Below are 23,965 nucleotides of genomic sequence, written 5' to 3' on the forward strand. Positions count from 1 at the left end.
CGGCCGAAGTCCAGGGCCCGACCGCGGCGTTCGAAGCGCCATGCGGACAGCACCGGCTCGATCAACTCCCAGCGCGCATCGGACAGGTCACTTGGATACGCACGTCGTTCCGTCATGAACTGGGCGTACCGCCAGCTGGGGGCGTGCGCCCAGGCGCGCAACCCGCCGTGTCGAAGCACGGGACAGATCTGGCGTCCTGGAATGAGACAGGCGCAAGCAGGATCTCGCCCCATCTGACACACCACTGGCCTCACCACGCATAACCACAACTACAGCCCCACCAGCAACACCTCATCGAGAAGCGCAAACCGCCCTAAGAGATGACGCTCAAGATGAAAACGACCTCTAAGGGGCGGTCTCGATGTCCCCGAAGTGGTCCCAGCCGCCCTTGCTCGTCCAGGGCGCCCCGTCGACCGTCACCTGCGGCAGCGCGGACGGGTTGAGGACCTCGCCGATGATCTTCCAGCGAGCGGGCAGCTTCGTGTCCGGCGGGAACGTGGCCACGATCGCGTGGTCCTCTCCCCCGGTCAGCACCCACTGCAGCGGGTCCACGCCCACGGCCTGCCCGATGTCGGACATCTGCGTCGGGATGTCGATGAGCCCGGACCGCAGGTCGATACGGACCTTGCTGGCCTCCGCGATGTGGCCGAGGTCCGCCACGAGCCCGTCGCTGACGTCCGTCATGGCGGTGGCGCCGAGCTCGGCGGCCGCGGGGCCCGCGTGGTACGGCGGCTCGGGGCGCCGGTGCGCCTCGACGAAGGCGCGCGGCGAGCGGAACCCCCGCGAGAGGACGGCCAGGCCCGCCGCCGACCAGCCCAGCCAGCCGGTGACGGCGACGACGTCGCCGGGCCTCGCGCCCGACCGGGTCACCGGTTCGTGGTTGCGCAGGTCGCCGAGCGCGGTGATCGCCACGGTGATGGTCTCGCCGCGTACGACGTCACCGCCGACGACGGCGGCGCCCGCGACCGCGCACTCGTCCCTGATGCCGTCCATCAGCTCGGTCGGCCAGCTCACGGGGAGTTCGGCGGGCACGACGAGGCCGAGCAGCAGCGCGGTCGGTACCGCGCCCATGGCGGCGATGTCGGCCAGATTCTGGGCCGCGGCCTTGCGGCCCACGTCGTACGCCGTCGACCAGTCGCGCCGGAAGTGCCGTCCTTCGAGCAGGATGTCCGTACTCGCCACGACCCGCCGGTCGGGTGCGGCCACGACGGCGGCGTCGTCGCCGGGCCCCAGCCGTACCGCCGGGGTGGAGGTGAGCCGGGAGGTGAGCTCTCTGATGAGCCCGAACTCCCCCAGTTCGCCCACAGTGCCCTTCATGGATGTGCCCCTTCTGCCCCAGTGCGCTTGCGGTCGCGAGCCATCACTGCTGTAGGTACCGTCAACACATACGTCAACTTCTGGTCTTCGTACGCCACGCTCCGTACGCCGACGGCCGCGCGGGTCTCCCCGCTGCCCGTGACGACGCGATACGGTGGCGTCTCTTTATCTCCCACATGATCCTCGTGGCCGCCCTGGAGGTTCCGTGGTACAGGCGTACATCCTCATTCAGACCGAGGTGGGCAAGGCGTCGTCCGTCGCCGAGACCATCGGCAAGATTCCGGGAGTGATCCAGGCCGAGGACGTGACCGGACCCTATGACGTGATTGTGCGGGCGCAGGCCGACACGGTCGACGATCTCGGCCGGCTGGTGGTCGCCAGGGTCCAGCAAGTGGACGGGATCACCCGCACTCTGACCTGCCCGGTCGTGCACATCTAGCCCCCGTCTACTCTTGGCCGGTGACTTCCACTTCCCGCCGGCTTCTCTCGTACTGGTCGGTGTCGGCGCTCTCGTGCGCCGCCCTGCTGCTCGCTGCCGCCGGCTGCTCCCTCACGGACGATGCCGTGGCGGTCCCGGTTCCCACGCCGTCCCCGGAAGAGGCCGAGGTGTGCCGGGCACTGCACCGTGAGCTGCCGCAGGCCGTCGACGGGCAGCAGCGGCGCACCTCCGAACCGGAGTCGGACCTCACCGCCGTATGGGGAGATCCGGCGATCGTACTGCGCTGCGGTGTCCCGCGGCCGGAGAAGATGGACGATCCGGCGGCGAAGGCGGTGGAGGCGGACGGCGTCAACTGGATGCTGGAGCGGCAGGGGGACGGCAGTCCGCGCTTCACCACGACCTACCGCGAGGCCTACGTCGAGGTGACCCTGCCCGCGAAGTACGCCCACGACGTCACGCCGTTGGCGGCCTTCGCGGCGCCGGTGAAGAAGACGGTGCCGGACAGCCTCTAGCCGCTGCCCGGCGCACGTCGCGTCGCTCGCTAGCGCAGGCCCGTCGGGCGGCGCAGCGCGGCCTGGATCAGCCGGTCGACGAGCTCCGGGTAGGACACCCCGGTCTCCTGCCACATCCGCGGGTACATGGAGATGGGCGTGAAGCCCGGCATGGTGTTGATCTCGTTGATGACGAACTCGCCGCTGTCGAGCAGGAAGAAGTCGGCGCGCACCAGGCCCTCGCAGGACGCGGCGTCGAACGCCTCGACCGCGAGCCGCCGCACCTCGGCGGTCTGCTCCCCGGTCAGCGGCGCGGGCACCAGGCCGGCTGCCGAGTCGATGTACTTCGCCTCGAAGTCGTAGAAGTCGTGGGACGTCACGGGCGGGATCTCGGCGGGCACACTCGCGCGCGGGCCGTCCTCGAACTCCAGCACACCGCACTCGATCTCGCGGCCGCGCAGCAGTGACTCGACGAGGATCTTGGGGTCGTGGCGCTGCGCCTCCTCGATCGCCGCGTCGAGGCCGGAGAGGTCGCTGACCTTGGTGATGCCCATGGACGATCCGCCGCGGGCGGGCTTGATGAAGAGCGGCCAGCCGTGCTCGCCGGCGAAGTCGACGATCTTCTTACGGGCGGCGGAGGGGTCGTTCTCCCACTCCCGTGGGCGGATGACCTCGTACGGGCCGACCGGCAGGCCGAAGGAGATGAACACCCGCTTCATGTACTCCTTGTCCTGGCCGACGGCCGAGGCGAGCACACCGGAGCCGACGTACGGGACGCCGGAGAGCTCCAGGAGGCCCTGGAGGGTGCCGTCCTCGCCGTACGGGCCGTGCAGCATGGGGAAGACGACGTCGATCTCGCCCAGCGCCTTGGGCACCGAGCCGGGCTCGCTCAGGACGACCTCGCGGTTGCCCGGATCGACCGAGAGGACCACGCCGCCCTCGGTCGATTCGGCGAGGTTCTCGACGCTCGGCAGGGTCCGGTCGGCGATGGCCATCCGGTCGGGCTCGTCGGCGGTCAGCGCCCAGCGGCCGTCCGTCGTGATGCCGATCGGCAGTACGTCGTACTTCTCGCGGTCGATGGCCCGCAGTACGGCGCCGGCCGTGACGACCGAGATGGCGTGCTCGGAGCTGCGGCCGCCGAAAACGACGGCCACGCGCGGCTTGCGGGGCTCCTGCGCGGGGCTCTGGGGGAGGTTCTCGCTGCTCATATCGAGCTGAGACTACCGTGCACATCCGGTGCCGTGGAGTGCGGGCGCGGGCGCGGCGCGCTGCCCGGCTCCCCGGCCGGTGCGCGCAGGCCACCGCGGTACCTCGAAGCCCGTGAGAGGTGCGTGAGAGGTACGTGAAGAAGGGGTCAGCGGCGCTCGGGCTTGGCGCTGCGTGACATCAGCTCCTTCAGCGCGACGATCGGCGGCTTCCCGTTGTGGACGATGTCCACGACCGTGTCCGTGATCGGCATGTCGATGCCGTGCCGACGGGCCAGATCGGCCACCGATTCGCAGGATTTGACGCCTTCGGCGGTCTGCTTGGTGACCGCGATGGTCTCTTCGAGCGTCATGCCCCGGCCCAGGTTGGTGCCGAAGGTGTGGTTGCGCGAGAGCGGCGAGGAGCAGGTCGCCACCAGGTCGCCGAGACCGGCGAGACCGGAGAAGGTGAGCGGGTCGGCTCCCATCGCCAGGCCCAGGCGGGTCGTTTCGGCGAGGCCGCGGGTGATGAGCGAGCCCTTGGCGTTGTCGCCGAGGCCCATGCCGTCCGCGATGCCGACGGCGAGGCCGATGACGTTCTTGACGGCGCCGCCCAGCTCGCAGCCGACGACGTCGGTGTTGGTGTACGGGCGGAAGTACGGGGTGTGGCAGGCCGCCTGGAGCCGGGTGGCCACCGACTCGTCGGTGCACGCGACGACCGCGGCGGCGGGCATCCGGGCGACGATCTCCTTGGCCAGGTTGGGGCCTGTGACCACCGCGACCCGCTCGGCGGGCACCTTGGCGACCTCCTCGATGACCTCACTCATCCGCTTGGCGGTGCCGAGTTCGACTCCCTTCATGAGGGAGACGAGGACGGTGTCGGCGGGCAGCAGCGGCGCCCAGGCGGCGAGGTTGCCGCGCAGCGTCTGCGAGGGGATGGCGAGCACCGTGAAGTCGGCGCCCTCGGCGGCCTCGGCTGCGTCGGTGGTGGCGCGCAGCGAGGCGGGCAGTTCGACGCCCGGGAAATAGTCGGGGTTCGTACGGCCCTTGTTGATGGCGTCGGCGACTTCGGCGCGGCGGCCCCAGAGGGTCACGTCGCAGCCGGCGTCGGCCAGCACCATGCCGAAGGCCGTGCCCCAGGACCCTGTTCCGAATACGGCCGCCTTGACCGGCTGGCGTGTCACTTCGCGTTCTCTCCCTCGGCCTCGCGCCGCTGCTGCGCGCGGGCCCTGCGGTGGTCGTACGGCTGGGTGGGCGCGGGCTCGCCGCGCAGCTCGGCAAGCTGCTCCGTGATGGCGGCCATGATGGCCTCGGTTGCTTCTCGCAGCACTTCGGGCGTCGGTTCCTTGCCGTAGAACCGGTTCAGGTCGACCGGCGGACCCGCCTGCACCTGAAGCGTCTTGCGCGGGAAGAGCTGGAGTTTCTTCTCCTTGGCGTACGGCGGCATCGCCAAGTTGGCGCCCCACTGGGCGACCGGGATGACGGGGGCCTTGGTCATGAGGGCCACACGCGCCGCTCCGGTCTTTCCGGCCATCGGCCACATGTCGGGGTCGCGGGTGAGCGTGCCTTCGGGATAGAAGGCGACGCATTCGCCCCGCTCGATGGCGGCGACGGCCGCGCGGAAGGCGTCGAGTGCGTTGGTGGTCTCGCGGTAGACGGGGATCTGGCCCGTACCGCGCAGCATCATCCCGACAAACGGGGTTTTGAAGAGGCCCGCCTTGGCCAGCAGCCGGGGAACACGTCCCGTGTTGTACTGGAAGTGCCCGTAGGAGAGCGGGTCCAGGTACGAGTTGTGATTGACCGCGGTGATGAATCCGCCCTCGGCCGGAATGTTCTCCATTCCGCGCCAGTCCCGCTTGAACAGAACCACCAGCGGCGGTTTAGCGATGACCGCCGCCAGGCGGTACCAGAAGCCGATTCTGCGGCGGGACACTCGGACACCTTCCTCTAGAACCGGGCTGCTTGTACGTGTGCGCCTGGTCAGCCGCACAAGTGTCGCGCCAGGTCCCCTGTCTGTCGAGAACACCGTACGCCCCGGCCCGGGGCCCCGGATCCCCTTCCGGCCGTACGGGCAGGCCACAATAAGGCCCGACGCTCACTGGACGGAGGGCCCGCCACTGAACACGCTCCGGACCGCTCCCTGGTCCCTGGTAGTGCCCCTGAAGCCCCTGTTGCTGGCCAAGAGCAGGCTCGGCCCGTCGGCGGGTGACGCGTTGCGCCCCAGGCTCGCTCTGGCCTTCGCCGAGGACACCGTGGCGGCCGTGCTGGCCTGCCCCGCCGTACGGGATGTGGTGGTCGTCACGGACGACGGCCCCGCGGGCACCGCACTGGCCGCCCTCGGGGCGCGTATCGCGCCGGACGCCCCGGCCGCGGGTCTCAACGCCGCCCTGGCGCACGGGGCGCGCACGGTGCGCGCGCTGCGGCCCGGTGCGGCCGTCGCGGCGCTGAATGCCGATCTGCCCGCACTGCGGCCGGGCGAATTGCAGCAGGTGCTCGATTACGCCGCCGCATTTCCGCGCGCATTTCTGGCTGATGCGACCGGAATCGGTACGACACTGCTTTCCGCGGCACCGGGGGTGGAATTGGCGCCGTTCTTCGGCGGCCCTTCCCGCGCCCGGCATTCGGCTGCGGGCGCCCGGGAAATACCTCTCGACGGAGTCGATTCCGTACGCCAGGACGTGGACACCGGTGACGATCTCCGGGCGGCGCTGGCGCTCGGCGTGGGTCCGCGCACGGCCCGGCTGAGCGGGGCGGTCACCGGCAGATACGCTGCGGTCATGCAGGCGACCGCGTACACGTACGACTCCGAGACCCGCAGCGGCAGTGTGCTGCTCGACGACGGCACCCCGGTGGACTTCGACGCCACGGCCTTCGACGCGGGCGGCCTGCGGCTGCTGCGCCCAGGGCAGCGGGTGCGCATCGAGGGGGAGGGCGAGGGCGCGGACCTGCGCATCACCCTGGTGACGCTGCAGACGTTCTGAGGGGGCCGCCGGGCGGCTCCCGGACACACCGCGGGCCGGGCTCCCCGGAGGGAGCCCGGCCCGGCGCGTGAGTCGTTGCTGCCCCTGCTTACTTCCCCGCAGCGGTCTTCTTCGCGGTGGTCTTGCGCGCCGTGGCCTTCTTGGCGGGGGCCTTCTTCGCGGTGGCCTTCTTGGCCGGCGCGGTCTTCTTGGCGGTGGCCTTCTTGGCGGCGGGCGTGGCCTTCTTGGCGCCGGCCGTCTTCTTCGCCGTCGCCGTGGTCTTCTTGGCGGCCGCGGTGGTCTTCTTGGCGGCGCCCGTGGCCTTCTTGGCCGGGGCCGTCTTCTTCGCCGCGGCGGTGGTCTTCTTGGCGGGAGCCGCCTTCTTCGCCGGGGTCGTCTTCTTGGCGGCGGCCCTCTTGGTGGCGGCCTTCTTGGCCGCTGCCTTGGCAATGGTGGGGGGCGGACCCGAAAGGCTGCCCTTGGGCGCCTTCTTGACGGCTACCTCGCCACCCTTGGGGAGCTTCTTCGAGCCGCTGACCAGGTCCTTGAAGCCCTGACCGGCGCGGAAGCGCGGAACCGAGGTCTTCTTGACCCGTACCCGCTCGCCCGTCTGCGGGTTGCGCGCGTAACGGGCCGGACGCTCGACCTTCTCGAACGATCCGAAGCCGGTGACCGACACACGGTCGCCGGCGACCGTTGCACGGACGATCGCGTCGAGTACCGCGTCGACCGCGTCCGCGGCCTGCTGACGGCCGCCGACCTTGTCTGCAATCGCTTCTACGAGCTGCGCCTTGTTCACGTCTTCCCCTTCGGAGACATTGCCAGAACGAATGTGTTCAAGCTTTTTCGCACGTTAGGCAGATATATACCGCAAATCAAACACGAAACGGGCTAATCACCCTAGTGCCGCAACGAAGTAGACCGGCGGGAGTTCCACAGGTCTCAGTCACCTTCAGGGAATCGACCCTCATCGAGGTCCTTCATCAACCTGTCCAGGCGCCTTGCCGCATCGGCGAGATCGTGTTTCGCCGCGGCCGTTATGACCAGCAGCTTCCGGGTCAGCGCCATCCGTACGCCCTCCGGGACTTGCAGTGTGCGCACCCTTGTGTGTGCTTCTTTCAACCGGTCCGCGACTGCCTCATAGAGCTTGAGTTGGCTGTCGCGTTCCATGCACCGATTGTGCCATCTGGGGCGAGTTGTCGCCTCCGGCGGGGGCAACTAATGGATTCCCGGTGTCCAAAAGGCCTCCAGGAGACTTGCCTCAGCGCCCTCATCTTGCACGCGTACCACGGGAGTTGAGGCCCAAACATGACGTTGCCCCCCGCCGTGGACGGCAGGGGGCAACGGAGTGATGGAAGGGGGTCAGACCTGCACCGTACTGGGCTTGAACGACGGCCTGGCGGCCTCGTAGGCGGCGATGGACGGCTCGTTCTGGAGGGTGATGCTGATGTCGTCGAGACCGTTCAGCAGTCGCCAGCGGGCGTTCTCGTCAAGCTCAAAATCAGCCGTAATGCTTCCGGCACGGACTTGACGGTCCTCAAGGTCCACGGTGATCTCCGCCGTGGGGTCCGCCTCGACCAGATCCCAGAGCGCGTCCACGGTCTTCTGGTCCAGTACGACGGTCAGCAGCCCGTTCTTGAGCGAGTTGCCGCGGAAGATGTCCGCGAACCGCGAGGAGATCACGGCTTTGAAGCCGTAATTCTGCAGGGCCCACACGGCGTGCTCACGCGAGGAGCCGGTACCGAAGTCGGGGCCCGCCACCAGAACCGTGGCACCTTCCCGCTCGGGGCGGTTGAGCACGAACTGCGGGTCCTTGCGCCAGGCCTCGAACAGCCCGTCCTCGAAACCGTCGCGGGTGACCTTCTTCAGCCAGTGGGCCGGGATGATCTGGTCGGTGTCGACGTTGCTGCGGCGCAGCGGAACGGCCCGGCCGGTGTGTGCGGTGAAAGCTTCCATGGCCATGATGCTCAGGCCTCCACGAGCGTCGGAACGTCGGACAGGTCGGCGGGCGCGGCCAGGTGGCCCAGCACCGCCGTGGCGGCGGCGACCTGCGGCGACACCAGGTGGGTACGGCCGCCCTTGCCCTGCCTGCCCTCGAAGTTGCGGTTGGAGGTGGACGCGGAGCGCTCACCGGGCGCGAGCTGGTCCGGGTTCATGCCCAGACACATCGAGCAGCCCGCGTGCCGCCATTCGGCCCCGGCGGCGGTGAACACCTTGTCCAGGCCCTCCTCGATGGCCTGGAGGGCGACGCGCACCGAGCCGGGAACGATCAGCATCCGTACGCCACTCGCGACTTTTCGGCCGTCCATGAGCGCTGCGGCGGCCCGCAGGTCTTCGATGCGGCCGTTGGTGCACGAACCTACGAAGACGGTGTCCACCTTGATCTCGCGCAGCGGCTGCCCCGCGGCCAAACCCATGTACTCCAGGGCCTTTTCGGCGGCGAAGCGCTCCGAAGCGTCCTCGTACGAAGCAGGGTCGGGGACGTTCGCCGACAGGGGCGCGCCCTGGCCCGGGTTGGTGCCCCAGGTGACGAACGGCGCCAGTTCCGCGGCGTCGATGACGACCTCGGCGTCGAAAACGGCGTCGTCGTCGGTGCGCAGCGTCTGCCAGTAGGCGACGGCCGCGTCCCAGTCCTCGCCCTGCGGCGCGTGTGCCCGCCCCTGGAGATAGTCGAAGGTGGTCTTGTCGGGGGCGATCATGCCCGCCCGAGCGCCGGCCTCGATCGACATGTTGCAGATGGTCATCCGGGCCTCCATCGAGAGCTTCTCGATGGCGGAACCGCGGTATTCGAGTACGTAACCCTGACCGCCGCCGGTGCCGATCTTCGCGATGATCGCCAGGATCAGGTCCTTGGCGGTTACGTCGGCGGGCAGTTCGCCCTCGACCGTGATCGCCATGGTCTTCGGGGGCGCCATCGGCAGGGTCTGGGTGGCCAGGACGTGCTCCACCTGCGACGTACCGATACCGAAGGCCAGCGCGCCGAACGCGCCGTGCGTGGAGGTGTGGCTGTCGCCGCACACCACGGTGGTGCCGGGCTGGGTCAGGCCAAGCTGCGGTCCCACCACGTGGACGACGCCCTGCTCGACGTCGCCGAGCGGGTGCAGGCGCACCCCGAAATCGGCGCAGTTCTTGCGCAGCGTCTCCAGCTGGACACGGGAGACCGGGTCCGCGATCGGCTTGTCGATGTCGAGGGTGGGGGTGTTGTGATCCTCGGTGGCGATGGTGAGGTCGAGCCGCCGCACCTGGCGGCCGCTCTTGCGGAGGCCGTCGAAGGCCTGCGGGCTGGTCACCTCGTGCAGCAGGTGCAGATCGATGAAGAGGAGGTCCGGCTCGCCCTCGGCGCGCCTGACGACATGGTCGTCCCAGACCTTCTCCGCAAGTGTCCTACCCATCGCTTTCCCTTCGGCCGGCGTCTTCGCCGGCCCATCTAGAGATCGGATCGCCCTCGCCTCGACCCCCGTACGGGGCGGTGACTGCGGGCCGTTGTGCGGCCTCCCCTACAGATTCGCAAGTTCCCGGAAAAATTGAACTTGCGTTTCACAGAGTGAGACGCGAGTATCGACGCATGGACAACTCTAGCGGCGTCGGCGTTCTCGACAAGGCAGCTCTGGTACTGAGCGCACTGGAGTCCGGTCCGGCCACCCTCGCCGGGCTGGTCGCGGCGACAGGGCTCGCACGACCCACGGCACATCGCCTTGCCGTGGCACTGGAACACCACCGGATGGTGGCGAGGGACATGCAGGGCCGGTTCATCCTCGGCCCGCGGCTGTCGGAACTTTCCGCGGCGGCGGGCGAGGACCGGCTGCTGGCCACGGCAGGACCCGTCCTCACGCACCTGCGTGACGTCACCGGCGAGAGCGCGCAGCTCTACCGCCGGCAGGGCGACATGCGCATCTGCGTGGCGGCGGCCGAGCGGCTGTCCGGACTGCGGGACACCGTCCCGGTGGGCTCCACGCTCACCATGAAGGCGGGCTCGTCCGCCCAGATCCTGATGGCCTGGGAGGAGCCGGAGCGCCTGCACCGCGGCCTCCAGGGCGCCCGCTTCACGGCGACCGCTCTGTCCGGTGTACGCCGCCGGGGCTGGGCCCAGTCGATCGGCGAGCGCGAGCCGGGCGTGGCGTCGGTGTCGGCGCCGGTGCGCGGGCCGTCGAACCGCGTGGTCGCCGCCGTCTCGGTATCCGGACCGATCGAGCGGCTGACCCGCCACCCGGGCCGGATGCACGCCCAGGCGGTCATCGACTCGGCGGCCCGCCTGTCGGAGGCGCTGCGGCGGTCGGGCGGCTGAGCGGGCGGTGCGTGGGGGGGGTGCGGCGTGCGGCGTGTGGGGTGCGGGTGCGCGTGCGGTACGGGTGCGGTACGGGTGCCTGCGGCGCTGTTCCCCACCCCGCCCCTTCCCGAAACTGGGGGCAAGCCCCCAGACCCCCGGACGCCCTGCGGGCGTGAGGTCGAGGAACTCCAGTCCGGACAGGACGAGTTGGACGTCTCGTAGGTGCGGGCGACGCGTAACTCCGCGGTGTGTACGAGGGGTTCCAATGCAAGAAGGCCCTCCGCGTGATGCGGAAGGCCTTCTTTTCTCCGTACGTACCCCCGACCGGATTCGAACCGGCGCTACCGCCTTGAGAGGGCGGCGTGCTAGGCCGCTACACAACGGGGGCCTTGCAGAGTGCTGCATGTACTTCAACAGCTCCTGCGAGCTGGGCTACCAGGACTCGAACCTAGACTAACGGAACCAGAAACCGTCGTGCTGCCAATTACACCATAGCCCACCAAAACACAACCCCCTGGTGGGGGTTTGTTTGGTTTGCGCTTCCCTGCCGGACCTTTCGGCCCGCTCGGGCGGCGCAGAAAGAACATTACCCGAAGGTGGACGGCGCTCCAAAACGGGTATCGGCCCGCAACAGCCCTGGTAGCTGCTCAAGGCCGGTGATCCGGACGAGCTCCGGACGGCCGCCGAGTCCGCCGCGGTCGAGCCAGATGCCCACCAGCCCGGCCGCCTCGGCGCCCCGGGCGTCGATGTCGGGCTGGTCACCGACGTAGGCGACCTCGTGCGGAGGCAGCGCGAGCGCGTCGCAGGCGGCGTGGAAGGCCTCGGCGGCCGGTTTGCAAAAGCCCAGCTCGGCCGCGCACAGCAGGACCTCGAACCGGTCTCGCACACCCAGCACGCGCAGCTTGCGGTCCTGATTGTGGACGCTGGAATTGGACAGTACGGCGTGGCGGTAGTCGGCCGCCAGGACGTCCAGTGCCGGGACGGTGTCGGGGAACAGCTTCCACGCGGCCTCGTAGTGGGCGACGTACCGCACGAACCAGTCGTCCGCCTCGGCGTCGCTCAGCGGCGTACCGAGAAAGGACCGCACGCGGTCGCGCCGCTGCTCCTCGAAGGTCACTTCCCCGGCGGCGAACCGCGCCCAGTGCAGAGCGGTCGTCTCGCGCCAGCGGTCGAGTGCCTGCGCGACGGACTCGTACCCGCCGAGCAGCCCCTCGGCCGCGAGGTGATCACGCATGCCGGCGGTGTCGGCACTCGCATAGTCGAAGATCGTGTCGTCGATGTCCCAGACCACAGCGCGGATCGGCATGGTCCGACGGTACCCGCGCCGGTGGCGCCCGGCTGGGGGTTCGGGGGTTACCCCCCGGAAAACACAGCGCGAGGGGCCCGGAAGCCGGTGCGGCTTCCGGGCCCCTCGCGGGTACGGGCTACGCGGTGAGCTTGGCCAGGGCCGTGTCGATGCGGGACAGGGTCTTGTCCTTGCCCAGGATCTCCAGGGACTCGAAGAGCGGCAGGCCGACCGTGCGGCCGGTGACGGCTACGCGGACCGGGGCCTGGGCCTTTCCGAGCTTCAGGCCGTGCTCCTCGCCGGCGGCCAGGACGGCCTCCTTGAGGGCCTCGGGGCTGGTCCAGTCGGCCGCTTCGAGCTTGGCGCGGGCCGTGGTGAGGAGGGCGGCGGGGTCGCCCTTCATCGCCTTGGTCCAGGACGCCTCGTCCTCGACCGGCTCGTCGAGGAAGAGGAAGTCGACGTTGGCCGTGATGTCGGACAGGACCGTCACGCGGGTCTGCGCGTGCGGGGCGATCCGCTCGAAGGACGCGCGGTCGAAGGACTCCGGCTTCCAGTTGGCGTACGGCGCCTTCAGCCAGGGCTCGCAGGCCGCGGTGAACTCCTCCACCGAGAGCTTGCGCAGGTGCTCGGCGTTGATGTGCTCGCACTTCTTCAGGTCGAAGCGCGCCGGGTTGGCGTTGACGTCCTTGATGTCGAAGGCGGCGACCATCTCCTCGATGGTGAAGATGTCGCGGTCCTCGGCGATGGACCAGCCGAGGAGGGAGAGGTAGTTGAGCAGTCCCTGCGGGAGGAAGCCGCGCTCGCGGTAGAGGTTGAGGGACGCCTCGGGGTCGCGCTTGGAGAGCTTCTTGTTGCCCTCGCCCATGACGTACGGGAGGTGCCCGAACTGCGGGATCTCCTTGGCGATGCCCAGCTCGATCAGCGCCTTGTAGAGCGCGATCTGGCGCGGGGTGGAGGACAGCAGGTCCTCGCCGCGCAGGACGTGGGTGATCTCCATCAGCGCGTCGTCGACCGGGTTGACGAGCGTGTAGAGCGGGGCGCCGTTGGCGCGGACGATGCCGTAGTCCGGGACGTTGTCCGGGTTGAAGGTCAGCTCGCCGCGGACCAGGTCCGTGAAGGTGATCGGCTCGTCGGGCATCCGGAAGCGCACGATGGCTTCGCGGCCCTCGGCCTTGTAGCGGGCGATACGGTCCTCGCTGAGGTTGCGGCAGGTGCCGTCGTAGCCCGACGGCTTGCCGGCCGCGCGGGCGGCGTCGCGGCGGACCTCCAGCTCAAGGGCGGTGCAGAAGCACTCGTACGCGTAACCGCCGGCCTTCAGCTTCTGGGCGACGTCCTGGTAGATGTCCATCCGCTGCGACTGGCGGTAGGGGGCGTGCGGGCCGCCCACCTCGGGGCCCTCGTCCCAGTCGAGGCCCAGCCAGCGCAGCGAGTCGAGCAGCTGGTTGTACGACTCCTCGGAGTCGCGGGCGGCGTCGGTGTCCTCGATGCGGAAGACCATCGTGCCGCCGTGGTGCCGGGCGAAGGCCCAGTTGAACAGGGCGGTGCGGACCAGGCCCACGTGGGGGTTGCCGGTCGGCGAGGGACAGAAACGTACTCGTACGGGTGCGCTAGCCACGCTTGATCACCTTGTTGGTGAGAGTGCCGATGCCTTCGATGGTGACGGCGACTTCGTCGCCGACGTTCAGGGGTCCGACTCCGGCCGGGGTCCCCGTGAGGATGACGTCGCCCGGAAGCAGCGTCATGGCCTCGGAGATGTGCACGATCAGGTCCTCGACGGAGCGGACCATGTCGCTCGTACGCCCTAGCTGGCGCTGTGCGCCGTTGACCGTGCACTGGATGGCGAGGTCACCGGGGTCGAGGTCGGTCTCCACCCAGGGGCCGAGCGGGCAGGCGGTGTCGAAGCCCTTGGCCCTGGCCCACTGCTTCTCGCGCTGCTGGACGTCACGTGCGGTGACGTCGTTGGCGCAGGTGTAACCGAGGATCACTTCCTTGGCGCGCTCGCGCGGGACCTCACGGCACATGCGGCCGATGACCACGGCGAGTTCGGCCTCGTGGTGCAGCTCGCTGGAGAAGGAGGGGTACGCGATGTCGTCGCCGGGACCGGTCACCGAGGTGGACGGCTTGAAGAAGGTGAGGGGAGCGTCGGGGACCTCGTTGCCCAGTTCCGCCGCGTGCTCCGCGTAGTTGCGGCCCACGGCCACGACCTTGCTGGGGAGCACGGGGGGAAGGAGGCGGACCTTGCTCAGCGGGACCTTGACGCCGGAGAGCTCGAAGTCGGCGTACGGAATGCCCTTGATGATGTCGAGGACGAGGTCGTCGGGCCGCTCACCCTCGACCGAGCCGAAGGCCACATTGCCGTCGATGGAGAACCTGGCGATGCGCACGGGATGCTGCCGCCCCTTACTTGCTGGCTGGCTGGAGACTGACGCCCCAGGCTAACGCGGCCGGGGCGTCCGACCTCCCGTATTACCGCCGTGCCCGGCTACGCGGCGGGGGCTTCCATGAGAATGGTCCGGCGCGGGTTGGCCGTCTCGGAGGGCAGGTCGACGGGGTGCTCGGGCCGCTCGGGCTCGCGCAGGTCCGCGGCGTCCTCCAGATGCACCAGCGTGGTGCGGCGGGGGTTGGCCGTGCTGCGGAACATCGACGTGGTCTTCATCTGTTGTTCGGGCCTGTTCGGTTCGGGCGCCGGCTGGGCGCGGTGTTGTTGGATTCGCCATCCCTGCAAAGCGTCAGGCTAAACACCGGATTCCCCGCCAAAGATGTGAAGCAGGGGAGAACAGTGTGTGAGTTTCCTCACGAGATGGCGGACATATTTGCCATTCCGGGCGGCATCCGTGCGCCGAGGAAACGGACATTGCGTCATTGAAGGCACCATTCCGCTCCTGATCATGAGGACTGGGACACCCCCTACCCCTAAGCGACTCGCTCGCCTTTGCCCCTTTTCATACTGAACACTTTCTACACCTGGTTACGCGGTACTCACTGGGCGTAATCCAGGTCACGGCCCGACACGCGGGCCTTGTTGGAGATCCGGCACTGTGCTGAAATTCCCCGGACCGCCGCGAGATTCCAGCCGGCGCGCAGGGCGCAACGCAGCGCCGAGTGGCGGCGGGAAGGGGAGAAGCGCCGGTCACTCACGACCACCCATGGGGCCGCTCGGTGCCCCACGACTCGACACCGTTCCGCCGTTCGCGCGGAGGAACGCCTGGTCCAGAGGTTGCGACGCTAGTGCAGGGACGTTTCAAGAGGGATGGCAGCGCTGCGGCGGAGCAGGAGCCGCGCGGGACAGACCGCGGATCCTCACCCCAGCACGCCCAAAATCACGCGTCGGCCTCGGCCGGTGGCGGCGATCGTGCCGTGCGTACCGGGGTCAAGGGCGGCGGCGAGCCGGCGGCTTCCGTACGAGCCAAGGAACCCACTTCCACGGGCTCGCGAATAGCCCTGCGCAACTGGCGCATCAGCACCCGTCTGGTCTCCCTGCTGGCGCTGCCCGTGGTCGCGGCGACCACCCTCGGTGGTCTGCGTATCAACGAGTCCATGAACGACATGGAGCAGCTGGAGCACATGCAGCTGCTGACCGACATGACCAAGCAGGCGACCGAGCTCGCCGCCGCGCTCCAGGAGGAGCGCGACCGGTCGGCCGGTCCGCTCGCCAACGGCACCAGCCCGGCCGACTTCAAGGTCAAGGGCCCCCGCGAGAAGACCGACCGGGCCAAGGCCGCGTTCATCGCGGGAACCCAGCAGGTCGACCCGAACGGTGACGAGAGCCTCCAGAGCATCAGGGGCAGCCTCTACCAGATCGGGGTGCGGCTGAACTCGATCCGCCAGATCCGCGAGGGCGCGTACCAGAAGAAGACGACCAACTCGCAGACGGTCAACAACTACAACCAGCTCATCGAGTCGCTGCTGAGCCTCTCCCAGGACATGGCGCAGGCCACCTCCAACCCGGAGATGATCAAGCGGACGCGCGCCCTGTCCGCGTTCTCCTCCGCCAAGGAGTACGCCTCCATCCAGCGCGCGATCATCGCCGCCGCCCTGCCGGCGAACGACCGCGAGGTCGGCAAGCTCACCGAGAACGACCGCCTCTACGCCAAGTCCGCGCAGGACAACGAGGCCGCGGCGCTCAAGCAGTTCGACCAGGTCTACGTCGGCGACAACGAGGACCTGACCGCTTCGCTGGAGAGCGGCAACGACGCCACCATCGAGGCCGCCAACAAGTACGCGGACCGGGTGCTCCAGACGCCGGACAGGCTCAAGAGCGAGCCCGAGCGCTCCTACATGGACTGGACCGACGCTGACTCCACCAAGATCCAGGCGATGAAGCGGATCGAGGCCACGCTGCTCAACGAGATGGAGCAGAAGGCCCGTGAGCTGCGCAACGAGTCGCAGCAGGACGCCATCCTCAACGGTGTACTGATCCTCCTCGTCCTCGGCGTCTCGCTCGTCGGCGCGTTCGTCGTCGCCCGCTCCATGATCCGCTCGCTGCGCCGCCTCCAGGACACCGCGACCCGGGTCGCCCAGGACCGTCTCCCCGAGCTCGTCAAGCAGCTCTCCGAGGCCGACCCGCAGGACGTCGACACGTCCGTGGAGTCCGTCGGTGTGCACTCGCGCGACGAGATCGGCCAGGTGGCCGCGGCCTTCGACGACGTGCACCGCGAGGCGGTCCGGCTGGCCGCCGAGCAGGCGCTGCTGCGAGGCAACGTCAACGCGATGTTCACCAACCTGTCGCGGCGTTCGCAGGGTCTCATCCAGCGTCAGCTCTCACTCATCTCCGAGCTGGAGTCGCGCGAGGCCGACCCGGACCAGCTGTCCTCGCTCTTCAAGCTCGACCACCTCGCGACCCGCATGCGCCGTAACGGTGAGAACCTGCTCGTTCTCGCCGGTGAAGAGCCCGGCCGCCGCTGGACCCGGCCCGTGCCGCTCGTCGACGTGCTGCGTGCCGCCGCGTCCGAGGTGGAGCAGTACGAGCGCATCGAGCTGTCGTCGGTGCCGGGCACCGAGGTCGCCGGCCGCGTCGTCAACGACCTCGTGCACCTGCTCGCCGAGCTGCTGGAGAACGCGACCTCCTTCTCCTCCCCGCAGACCAAGGTCCGCGTCACCGGTCACGCGCTGCCCGACGGGCGGGTGCTCGTCGAGATCCACGACACGGGCATCGGCCTCTCCCCCGAGGACCTCGCGGCGATCAACGAGCGGCTCGCCTCGCCGCCCACCGTGGACGTCTCGGTCTCGCGCCGCATGGGTCTGTTCGTGGTCGGGCGCCTGTCCCTGCGACACGGCATCCGCATCCAGCTACGCCCCTCGGACTCCGGTGGTACGACCGCGCTGGTCATGCTTCCCGTCGATGTCGCCCAGGGCGGCAAGAAGGCTCCGGCGAAGACCGGGGCCGCCGCTCAGGCGCAGGTGCCTTCCGGTCCCGGCGCACGCATGCCGGCCGGTCCCGGCGCGGCCGGCGGCGGTGGCGCGCGCGGCCAGGTCGCGGGCTCCGGTCCGCGTACGGCGCTGCCCGGACGTGACGGCGGCCCCGCGCAGGGGCAGCAGCCGGGCGTCGGCCAGGGCGGCGGGCTCGGCGGTGCCTTCGGCGGCCGGCAGGGCGGGAACCGTGAGCGTTCCGACGTACGCCCCAGTGCTTTCCAGAAGAACGGCCCCGCCCAGGGCGACCAGGGCCGTCCGCAGCAGCCGCAGCCGAACCGGGGCGGCGCTCGTGCCGAGCTGCCGGGCGGCGGCCCCGCCCCGCAGCGTCCCGCGCGTCCGCAGACGACGAGCTGGGGCAGCGACCAGCCGCGCGGTCACGAGGAGGCGGAGACGGCGTCCCGGCAGGGGCCGGGCTCGACCCAGGAGTTCCAGCGGCCGGACTTCGGCACACCGGACGCATCGCCGTCCGCGTCCACCGGCGTGTTCGAGCGTTCCGATGTCCGCGGCCCGGTGGGACCGGCGGCCGCCGGGCAGTACGAGCGCCCCGGACAGCGCGGTCCGCAGGACCCCGCGTCCGCGAACCAGTTCGCCAGGCCCGCGGCCAACTTCCCGCCGAACAACGCCCCGCACGGCAACGTTCCGAACAGCGACTTCCCGCAGGGCAACGTTCCGCAGGGCAACGGCCAGACCGGCCAGTACCAGCGGCCCGAGCTCCCCGGCCCCCTGAACCCCGCGTCCACCGCCCAGCTCCCCCGGCCGGACTTCAGCGCCCCGCAGCAGGCCAACCCGGCCGGCGCGTACGGCGGACAGGTCCAGCACGGCCAGGGTCAGGGCCGGCGTCCGGGCCAGAGCCGTCCCCAGGCCGGCCAGAACCAGGCCGGCCAGAACCAGGGCGGGCCCCAGGCCCTCGGCCCGGCACCGCGCCGGCACGGCCGTGACGCCCAGAACCCCGGCGCCGGCGCGCCGCGTCAGCCCGCCGCGAGCCTGCCTCCGCAGCCGCAGCAGCACGAGTTGCCGCCCGCCCCCGGTGCCGGTGACGGACGTACGCCGCTCTTCGACACGCTTGAGTCGAACTGGTTCCAGCAGCAGGGCGAGCAGCAGGCGCCCGCCGCCCCACAGCAGTCCGGGCGGCCCGCACAGCAGTCACCTGCCGGGCAGGCCGCCACCCCTCCGATGCCGCAGCGCGCTCAGGCGCGTGACACGGGTGCCGCGAGCAGCACCACCAACGGTACGAACGCCACCAACGGCGCCGCCTGGCGCACCTCGCCGAACGACGAACTCGTACGGCAGGCCGAGCGGGTCAAAAAGCCCGCAGCCGGCGGTGTCACGACCTCGGGTCTGCCGCGTCGCGTCCCGCGCGCCAATCTGGTGCCGGGTACCGCGCAGCAGCAGAACCACCAGAGCGGTCCGCAGGTTTCGCGTGCGCCAGACGACGTACGCGGCCGGCTGACGAATCTTCGTCGGGGTATCCAGCAGGGTCGGCAGGCCGGCAGCGGCTCGTCGACCGGGAGTTTCAACATTGACCCCACTCACCAGCAGGAGCGTTAGTTGAGTCCGATGAGCCAGGCGGCGCAGAATCTGAACTGGTTGATCACCAACTTCGTGGACAACACCCCAGGGGTGTCCCACACGGTGGTGGTCTCCGCCGATGGACTCCTTCTGGCGATGTCCGAAGGCTTCCCGCGTGACCGTGCCGACCAGCTGGCGGCCGTGGCCTCCGGCCTGACCTCGCTGACCGCGGGGGCTTCCCGGATTTTCGAGGGCGGGGCTGTGACCCAGACCGTCGTCGAGATGGAGCGCGGTTTCCTCTTCCTCATGTCCGTCTCCGACGGCTCCTCCCTGGCCGTGCTCGCTCACCCCGACTGCGACATCGGCCTCGTCGGTTACGAGATGGCGCTGCTGGTCGACCGGGCCGGCAGCGTCCTCACCCCTGACCTCCGTGCGGAGCTTCAGGGCAGCCTTCTCCACTAGGCAGCGCACCCCAGGTATTGCCGAGAACAGACCGTAAAGGCCGCGCACAGCCCCCCCACCCCGGCCCCGTCAGACGGCAGGCCCATCCCCTGTTGTCATGCCCGGAGGATCGATCCATGACCCCGCCCCCCGCCTCTCATGATCCGTACGGAGTGCGCCTCGACGCGTCGTACGATCACGAAGGCGACCAGCCTCTGGTACGTCCGTACGCGATGACCGGCGGCCGGACCCGGCCGCGCTACCAGCTCGCCATCGAGGCGCTGGTCAGCACCACTGCCGACCCCGCGCACCTCTCCTCGCTGCTGCCCGAGCACCAGCGGATCTGCCACCTGTGCCGTGAGGTCAAGTCGGTGGCCGAGGTTTCGGCGCTGCTGTCGATGCCGCTCGGCGTCGCCCGGATTCTCGTCGCCGACCTGGCGGAGGCCGGCATGGTGGCCATCCACCAGCCGGGCAATGGAGAGGCCGGCGGCACGCCGGATGTAACGCTGCTGGAAAGGGTGCTCAGTGGACTTCGGAAGCTCTAGCGGCGGAACGGCCCGCTCCACCACCTCCGCGAAGATCGTGGTGGCGGGCGGCTTCGGCGTCGGCAAGACGACGTTCGTGGGTGCCGTCTCCGAGATCGACCCGCTGCGCACCGAGGCCGTCATGACCAGCGCGAGCGCCGGTATCGACGACCTCACGCACACCGGTGGCAAGACGACGACGACCGTCGCCATGGACTTCGGCCGCATCACCCTGGACCAGGACCTGATCCTGTACCTCTTCGGTACGCCGGGTCAGGACCGCTTCTGGTTCATGTGGGACGACCTCGTACGGGGCGCGATCGGCGCCATCGTGCTGGTGGACACCCGTCGTCTCGCCGACTGCTTCCCGGCGGTCGACTACTTCGAGAACAGCGGGCTGCCGTTCGTCATCGCCCTCAACGGCTTCGAGGGGCACCAGCCGTACACTCCGGACGAGGTGCGCGAGGCCCTGCAGATCGGCCCCGGCACTCCGATCATCACCACCGACGCCCGCCACCGGGCGGACGCCAAGAGCGGTTTGATCACGCTCGTGGAGCACGCGCTGATGGCACGTCTCAAGTAGTCCCTCGCATACGGCAGTTGTCGTAGCGGATCGGGGGCGGACTGTGTCCTTTGACACTCTCCGCCCCTGTGTTCATAACGTTTCGAAAGAGAATTGCGCCGCGGCCGCCACCGCACGCGTTCGCGCGGTCTCGCTGTGCTCACATCTGCTCCGCCATTTGGCGGGGCTCGCTCTTTTTGACCGTTTTATCTGAGGCTTACAACACTCGGAATGGTCGGTTCCCCCTGTTTGGAACGCAGCCGCTCCCCGTGCTGGAATTCGTCGAACTCCCGAGTAGTACGGCCCTGAACGAGAAAAACGGCACAACGTAGGTGCCGGCGCCGAGAGGTTGTTGGTCGAGTGAGGCGTAGCAGCAAGACGAGCTCCGCACAGCAGCAGGCGCGGGGCAACTTCACCCCGCCGCCGCGCACAGCGACGTCGCCCGCGACCTCGCCCGCTGCCGCCCCCGCGAGCAGCGGTGGCAGCGGCGGCAGCAACAGCAAGTTTTCACCGCGCAACTGGCGCGTGCCCACCAGGCTGAACGCGATCCTGCTCATCCCCGTGCTGGTCGGCCTTGTCATGGGCGGCTTCCAGGTCAAGGGCTCGATCGACACCTGGAAGGAAGCCCAGGACGCCGAGAAGACCGCGGTCCTCGTCCGCGCCGCTTCCGAGTACGGCCAGGCGCTGCTCAACGAGCGTGACCTCACGGCTGCCCCGCTCCTCCAGGGCAAGCGCAAGAGCTCCGAGGTCACCGAGGCGTACGCCGTGACCGACGAGGCCGCGAAGAAGTTCGCCGAGGCCTCGAAGGACATCCCCGAGAAGCAGGGCCTCGAACGCCGTCTCGGCCTCTTCGCGAAGGAGGAGCCGAAGCTCGCCGCGCTCCGCAAGGCCGCGTACAGCGAGGCCCTCGACCCGGTGAAGACCGAAGAGGGTTACGTCCAGATCCAGCACTCCCTGATGGAGCTGGCGAACGAGCTGGGGCTGGGCACCGGCAACATCACCGCCTACGGCCGTACGGTCTACGCCGTCCAGCTCGCCAAGGCCGCCGCGTCGCTCCAGCGCTCCATCGGCATGCACCTCCTGGTGCGCCCGAGCGGTGACCCGGAGAAGCTCGCGAAGCAGACGGTCGCCTTCAACTCGTACAACTACCTGGAGCAGATCGCCCTCGGCGAGTACGTCTCCGGCGGTACGCAGGAGGACACCGACAAGCTCAAGCGCATCATGAAGGGCAAGGCGGAGGACGGCGCCAAGAAGCTCGCCGCCGCCAAGCAGCAGGCCGACCAGGCCGGCGTCCCGTTCGTGGCTCCGCCGAGCAAGGACGGTTCGATCCTCGACGGCATGGCCGAGGAGATCGGCCAGGGCAAGCCGTCCGCGCTGAAGCAGAAGGGCGTCACGCCCCAGGTGTGGATGGCGGCCGCCACCGCCAAGTTCGACGGCTACACCGAGATTGAGAACGACCTTGTCGACAAGGCGGTGGAAGAGGCCGCGACGATCTCCTCCGACGCCAAGACCGACGCCATCGTCAACGGCCTGATCGTCGTCATCGCCCTGCTCGCCTCCGTCATCCTGGCCGGCATGATGGCGCGCCAGATGAGCAACGCGATGCGCCAGCTGCGTACCGCCGCCTTCGGCATCGCCGAGCAGCGTCTGCCGATGCTGGTCGACCAGCTCTCCCGTACGGAGCCGGGCCGCGTCGACACCCGTGTGGAGCCGATCCCGATCACGTCGCACGACGAGATCGGCGAGGTCGCCCGCGCCTTCGACCAGGTGCACCGCGAGGCCGTCCGGCTCGCTGCCGAGCAGGCCATGCTCCGGGGCAACGTCAACGCGATCTTCACCAACCTCTCGCGCCGCAACCAGTCCCTCATCGAGGGCCAGCTCACGCTGATCACCGACCTCGAGAACAACGAGGCGGACCCGGACCAGTTGGAGAACCTGTTCAAGCTGGACCACCTCGCGACCCGTATGCGCCGCAACGGTGAGAACCTCCTGGTCCTCGCCGGCGAGGAGCCGGGCCGCCGCTGGAACCAGCCGGTGCCGCTGGTCGACGTGCTGCGCGCCGCCTCCTCCGAGGTGGAGATGTACGAGCGCATCGAGCTCACCGGCGTACCGGAGTCGGAGATCCACGGCCAGGCCGTGACCGACCTCGTGCACCTGCTGGCCGAGCTCCTGGAGAACGCCACCACGTTCTCCTCGCCGCAGACGAAGGTGCGCGTCACCGCGACGCGGCTGCCCGACGGCCGCGTCATGATCGAGATCCACGACAAGGGCATCGGCCTCACCGCCGAGGACTTCGCGGACATCAACCACAAGCTGGCGAACCCGCCGACCGTGGACGCCGCCGTCTCGCAGCGCATGGGCCTGTTCGTGGTCGGCCGCCTCGCGGACCGGCACAGCATCCGCGTCCAGCTCCGGCCCTCGGGCGAGCAGGCCGGTACGACGTCGCTGGTCATGCTCCCGGACGCCATCACCCACGGTGGCGGTGGCGAGCCGCTGCCGCACGACGACTTCACGGTCTCCTCGATCATTCCCGAGCAGCAGGCGTACGAGAGCGCTCCGATGCGCACCGCGGCCGAGCTGGGCTTCGACGACTCGCGCTACGGCAACGAGGGCGACGACACGCAGCTCGACCCGGTGGGCCGCTCGCTGATGCGCGGGGAGCGGCGTGCGCAGCTCGGGGCGCAGGTCACCGGCGACCGCCCGCTGTTCCTTGACGAGACGCAGCAGCAGGCGTCGTACGACGACCAGCAGCAGGCGTCGTACGACGACCCGCAGCAGGTGTCCTACGACGACGCGCAGCAGCGGTACGAGCAGCCCCAGCAGCCGGCGTACGACCAGGGCGGGTACGACGACTACCCGGCGTACCAGACGTATCCGGACGCCGAGTACCAGGACCCCGCGGCGCCGCAGGCCACGTACGAAGACACGTACGATTCCCCCTCCCACCAGGGAAACTGGCCGGACCAGGGTTCCTACCAGAACGGTTACGAACCGGAGTTCGGGTCGGAACCGGAATCTGCTCCGGGCGCTCCCGCGAACGACCGGGAACGCGTAGGCTTCGACCGTCCGGATTCCGCCCCGGCCCCCGGCCACGCGCTGACCGACGCCGGCCTCCCGCGGCGTGGCGGCCAGCAGCACTGGCAGCCCGGTGGGGAGTCCGCCGGACAGGACGCGGTTCAGCAGCAGCAGCCGGTCGTCGCCCAGCAGCCGCAGCAGAACGCGCCGCGGCAGGACGGGGACGGGAAGAGCGGCGGAACCGATGACTGGCGTTCGTCGAACGACGAGCGCTGGCAGCGGGCGGAGAAGCTCCGTGAGCCCAAGGCAGGCGGAGTCACCTCCTCCGGTCTCCCCCGGCGGGTGCCCAAGGCCAACCTGGTCGAGGGAACCGCGGAGCAGACCCCGCAGGGCGGCCCCCAGGTCTCCCGCGCTCCCGAGGACGTACGGGGCAGGTTGAGCAACCTGCGTCGCGGTGTCCAGCAGGGACGCAACGCGGGAACGGACACGAACACGGCGGCCACCTACGATCAGAACGGTGGCCATGGCAACACCTACAACCAGGAGCGTTAGTGTGAGC

At 69.5% G+C, this 23,965-nt stretch carries 21 protein-coding genes, 2 tRNA genes and 2 pseudogenes; 9 read left to right on the forward strand and 16 right to left on the reverse strand.

The features are described from left to right. A pseudogene (locus tag G412_RS35390) lies at positions 1-116 on the reverse strand (IS5 family transposase); the annotation flags it as partial. A 229-nt stretch (positions 117-345) separates the two neighbouring features. Beyond that, positions 346-1,317: a thiamine-phosphate kinase gene (locus tag G412_RS0120650; RefSeq protein WP_028813734.1), complete on the reverse strand. Its 972-nt coding sequence runs from the start codon at positions 1,315-1,317 to the stop codon at positions 346-348. 205 nt (positions 1,318-1,522) lie between these two features. Here G412_RS0120650 and G412_RS0120655 point away from each other — a divergent pair, with 205 nt between their 5' ends. Both G412_RS0120655 and G412_RS0120660 read left to right on the forward strand, forming a co-directional pair. Continuing rightward, entirely contained in the window at positions 1,523-1,756 is a 234-nt protein-coding gene (locus G412_RS0120655; RefSeq protein ID WP_028813735.1) for an Lrp/AsnC family transcriptional regulator, read from the forward strand. 20 nt (positions 1,757-1,776) lie between these two features. Beyond that, a complete protein-coding gene (locus G412_RS0120660; RefSeq protein ID WP_028813736.1) occupies positions 1,777-2,268 on the forward strand; it encodes a DUF3515 domain-containing protein in 492 nt (163 codons plus the stop codon). Positions 2,269-2,297: 29 nt separating this feature from the next. Here G412_RS0120660 and G412_RS0120665 read toward each other — a convergent pair whose 3' ends face one another. The 3 genes from G412_RS0120665 to G412_RS0120675 all read right to left on the reverse strand — a co-directional run bounded on the left by G412_RS0120665 (position 2,298) and on the right by G412_RS0120675 (position 5,364). Then, the gene (locus G412_RS0120665; protein WP_028813737.1) at positions 2,298-3,455 is read right to left on the reverse strand and encodes a D-alanine--D-alanine ligase family protein; all 1,158 of its coding nucleotides are present in this window, start codon (positions 3,453-3,455) and stop codon (positions 2,298-2,300) included. A gap of 146 nt (positions 3,456-3,601) precedes the next feature. Next, on the reverse strand, positions 3,602-4,615 hold the full coding sequence (locus tag G412_RS0120670) for an NAD(P)H-dependent glycerol-3-phosphate dehydrogenase (RefSeq protein WP_028813738.1): 1,014 nt from the start codon (positions 4,613-4,615) through the stop codon (positions 3,602-3,604). Then, on the reverse strand, positions 4,612-5,364 hold the full coding sequence (locus tag G412_RS0120675) for a lysophospholipid acyltransferase family protein (protein ID WP_028813739.1): 753 nt from the start codon (positions 5,362-5,364) through the stop codon (positions 4,612-4,614). The genes G412_RS0120670 and G412_RS0120675 overlap by 4 nt, the downstream gene beginning before the upstream one ends. Positions 5,365-5,548: 184 nt before the next feature. On the opposite strand from G412_RS0120675, the pseudogene cofC reads away from it, so the two are divergent. After that, a pseudogene (gene cofC / locus G412_RS35395) lies at positions 5,549-6,184 on the forward strand (2-phospho-L-lactate guanylyltransferase); the annotation flags it as partial. Positions 6,185-6,500: 316 nt separating this feature from the next. On the opposite strand, the gene G412_RS0120685 reads toward cofC, so the two are convergent. From G412_RS0120685 to leuC, 4 genes are all read right to left on the reverse strand, one after another. Continuing rightward, positions 6,501-7,190 (reverse strand): HU family DNA-binding protein, encoded by a 690-nt coding sequence (locus tag G412_RS0120685; protein ID WP_028813740.1) that lies wholly within the window; start codon positions 7,188-7,190, stop codon positions 6,501-6,503. A gap of 143 nt (positions 7,191-7,333) precedes the next feature. After that, positions 7,334-7,561, reverse strand: a complete 228-nt coding sequence (locus G412_RS0120690; RefSeq protein ID WP_028813741.1) for an SCO5555 family protein — start codon at positions 7,559-7,561, stop codon at positions 7,334-7,336. A gap of 192 nt (positions 7,562-7,753) precedes the next feature. Continuing rightward, complete coding sequence (leuD, locus tag G412_RS0120695) at positions 7,754-8,347, reverse strand: 3-isopropylmalate dehydratase small subunit (protein ID WP_028813742.1); 594 nt, start codon at positions 8,345-8,347, stop codon at positions 7,754-7,756. Between the two features lie 11 nt (positions 8,348-8,358). Further along, positions 8,359-9,783 carry a 3-isopropylmalate dehydratase large subunit gene (gene leuC, locus G412_RS0120700; protein WP_028813743.1) on the reverse strand — a complete coding sequence of 475 codons (1,425 nt, stop codon included), beginning with the start codon at positions 9,781-9,783 and terminating at the stop codon, positions 8,359-8,361. A 173-nt stretch (positions 9,784-9,956) separates the two neighbouring features. Between leuC and ndgR the strand changes: the two genes are divergently transcribed. Then, positions 9,957-10,676, forward strand: coding sequence for an IclR family transcriptional regulator NdgR (gene ndgR / locus G412_RS0120705; RefSeq protein WP_028813744.1), 720 nt, complete (start codon positions 9,957-9,959; stop codon positions 10,674-10,676). 297 nt (positions 10,677-10,973) lie between these two features. Here the strand turns inward: ndgR and G412_RS0120710 are convergent. The 7 genes from G412_RS0120710 to G412_RS39765 all read right to left on the reverse strand — a co-directional run bounded on the left by G412_RS0120710 (position 10,974) and on the right by G412_RS39765 (position 15,081). Beyond that, positions 10,974-11,046 (reverse strand) — tRNA-Glu (locus tag G412_RS0120710). 39 nt (positions 11,047-11,085) lie between these two features. Continuing rightward, positions 11,086-11,157, reverse strand: a tRNA-Gln gene (locus G412_RS0120715). 87 nt (positions 11,158-11,244) lie between these two features. Continuing rightward, complete coding sequence (locus tag G412_RS0120720; RefSeq protein ID WP_028813745.1) at positions 11,245-11,964, reverse strand: HAD family hydrolase; 720 nt, start codon at positions 11,962-11,964, stop codon at positions 11,245-11,247. Positions 11,965-12,082: 118 nt separating this feature from the next. Next, complete coding sequence (gene gltX / locus G412_RS0120725; RefSeq protein ID WP_051338513.1) at positions 12,083-13,558, reverse strand: glutamate--tRNA ligase; 1,476 nt, start codon at positions 13,556-13,558, stop codon at positions 12,083-12,085. Further along, entirely contained in the window at positions 13,551-14,327 is a 777-nt protein-coding gene (locus G412_RS0120730) for a fumarylacetoacetate hydrolase family protein (protein WP_028813747.1), read from the reverse strand. The genes gltX and G412_RS0120730 overlap by 8 nt, the downstream gene beginning before the upstream one ends. Before the next feature lie 98 nt (positions 14,328-14,425). Further along, positions 14,426-14,584: a hypothetical protein gene (locus G412_RS40260; RefSeq protein ID WP_167546481.1), complete on the reverse strand. Its 159-nt coding sequence runs from the start codon at positions 14,582-14,584 to the stop codon at positions 14,426-14,428. A gap of 338 nt (positions 14,585-14,922) precedes the next feature. Continuing rightward, the gene (locus G412_RS39765; RefSeq protein WP_157839146.1) at positions 14,923-15,081 is read right to left on the reverse strand and encodes a hypothetical protein; all 159 of its coding nucleotides are present in this window, start codon (positions 15,079-15,081) and stop codon (positions 14,923-14,925) included. Between the two features lie 90 nt (positions 15,082-15,171). Between G412_RS39765 and G412_RS0120740 the strand changes: the two genes are divergently transcribed. The 5 genes from G412_RS0120740 (at position 15,172) to G412_RS35400 (ending at position 23,958) form a co-directional block, all read left to right on the forward strand. After that, complete coding sequence (locus G412_RS0120740; protein ID WP_028813748.1) at positions 15,172-18,903, forward strand: sensor histidine kinase; 3,732 nt, start codon at positions 15,172-15,174, stop codon at positions 18,901-18,903. A 9-nt stretch (positions 18,904-18,912) separates the two neighbouring features. Next, positions 18,913-19,326, forward strand: a complete 414-nt coding sequence (locus G412_RS0120745) for a roadblock/LC7 domain-containing protein (protein WP_037649408.1) — start codon at positions 18,913-18,915, stop codon at positions 19,324-19,326. 116 nt (positions 19,327-19,442) lie between these two features. Next, positions 19,443-19,850, forward strand: a complete 408-nt coding sequence (locus G412_RS0120750) for a DUF742 domain-containing protein (protein WP_028813750.1) — start codon at positions 19,443-19,445, stop codon at positions 19,848-19,850. Then, complete coding sequence (locus G412_RS0120755) at positions 19,831-20,412, forward strand: GTP-binding protein (protein WP_028813751.1); 582 nt, start codon at positions 19,831-19,833, stop codon at positions 20,410-20,412. The genes G412_RS0120750 and G412_RS0120755 overlap by 20 nt, the downstream gene beginning before the upstream one ends. Positions 20,413-20,751: 339 nt before the next feature. Then, positions 20,752-23,958, forward strand: a complete 3,207-nt coding sequence (locus G412_RS35400) for a sensor histidine kinase (protein WP_037649410.1) — start codon at positions 20,752-20,754, stop codon at positions 23,956-23,958. The last annotated feature ends 7 nt before the right edge of the window (positions 23,959-23,965 follow it).

It is taken from the genome of Streptomyces flavidovirens DSM 40150 (genome assembly GCF_000429085.1).
In the GTDB taxonomy this organism is placed as follows: Bacteria; Actinomycetota; Actinomycetes; order Streptomycetales; family Streptomycetaceae; genus Streptomyces; species Streptomyces flavidovirens.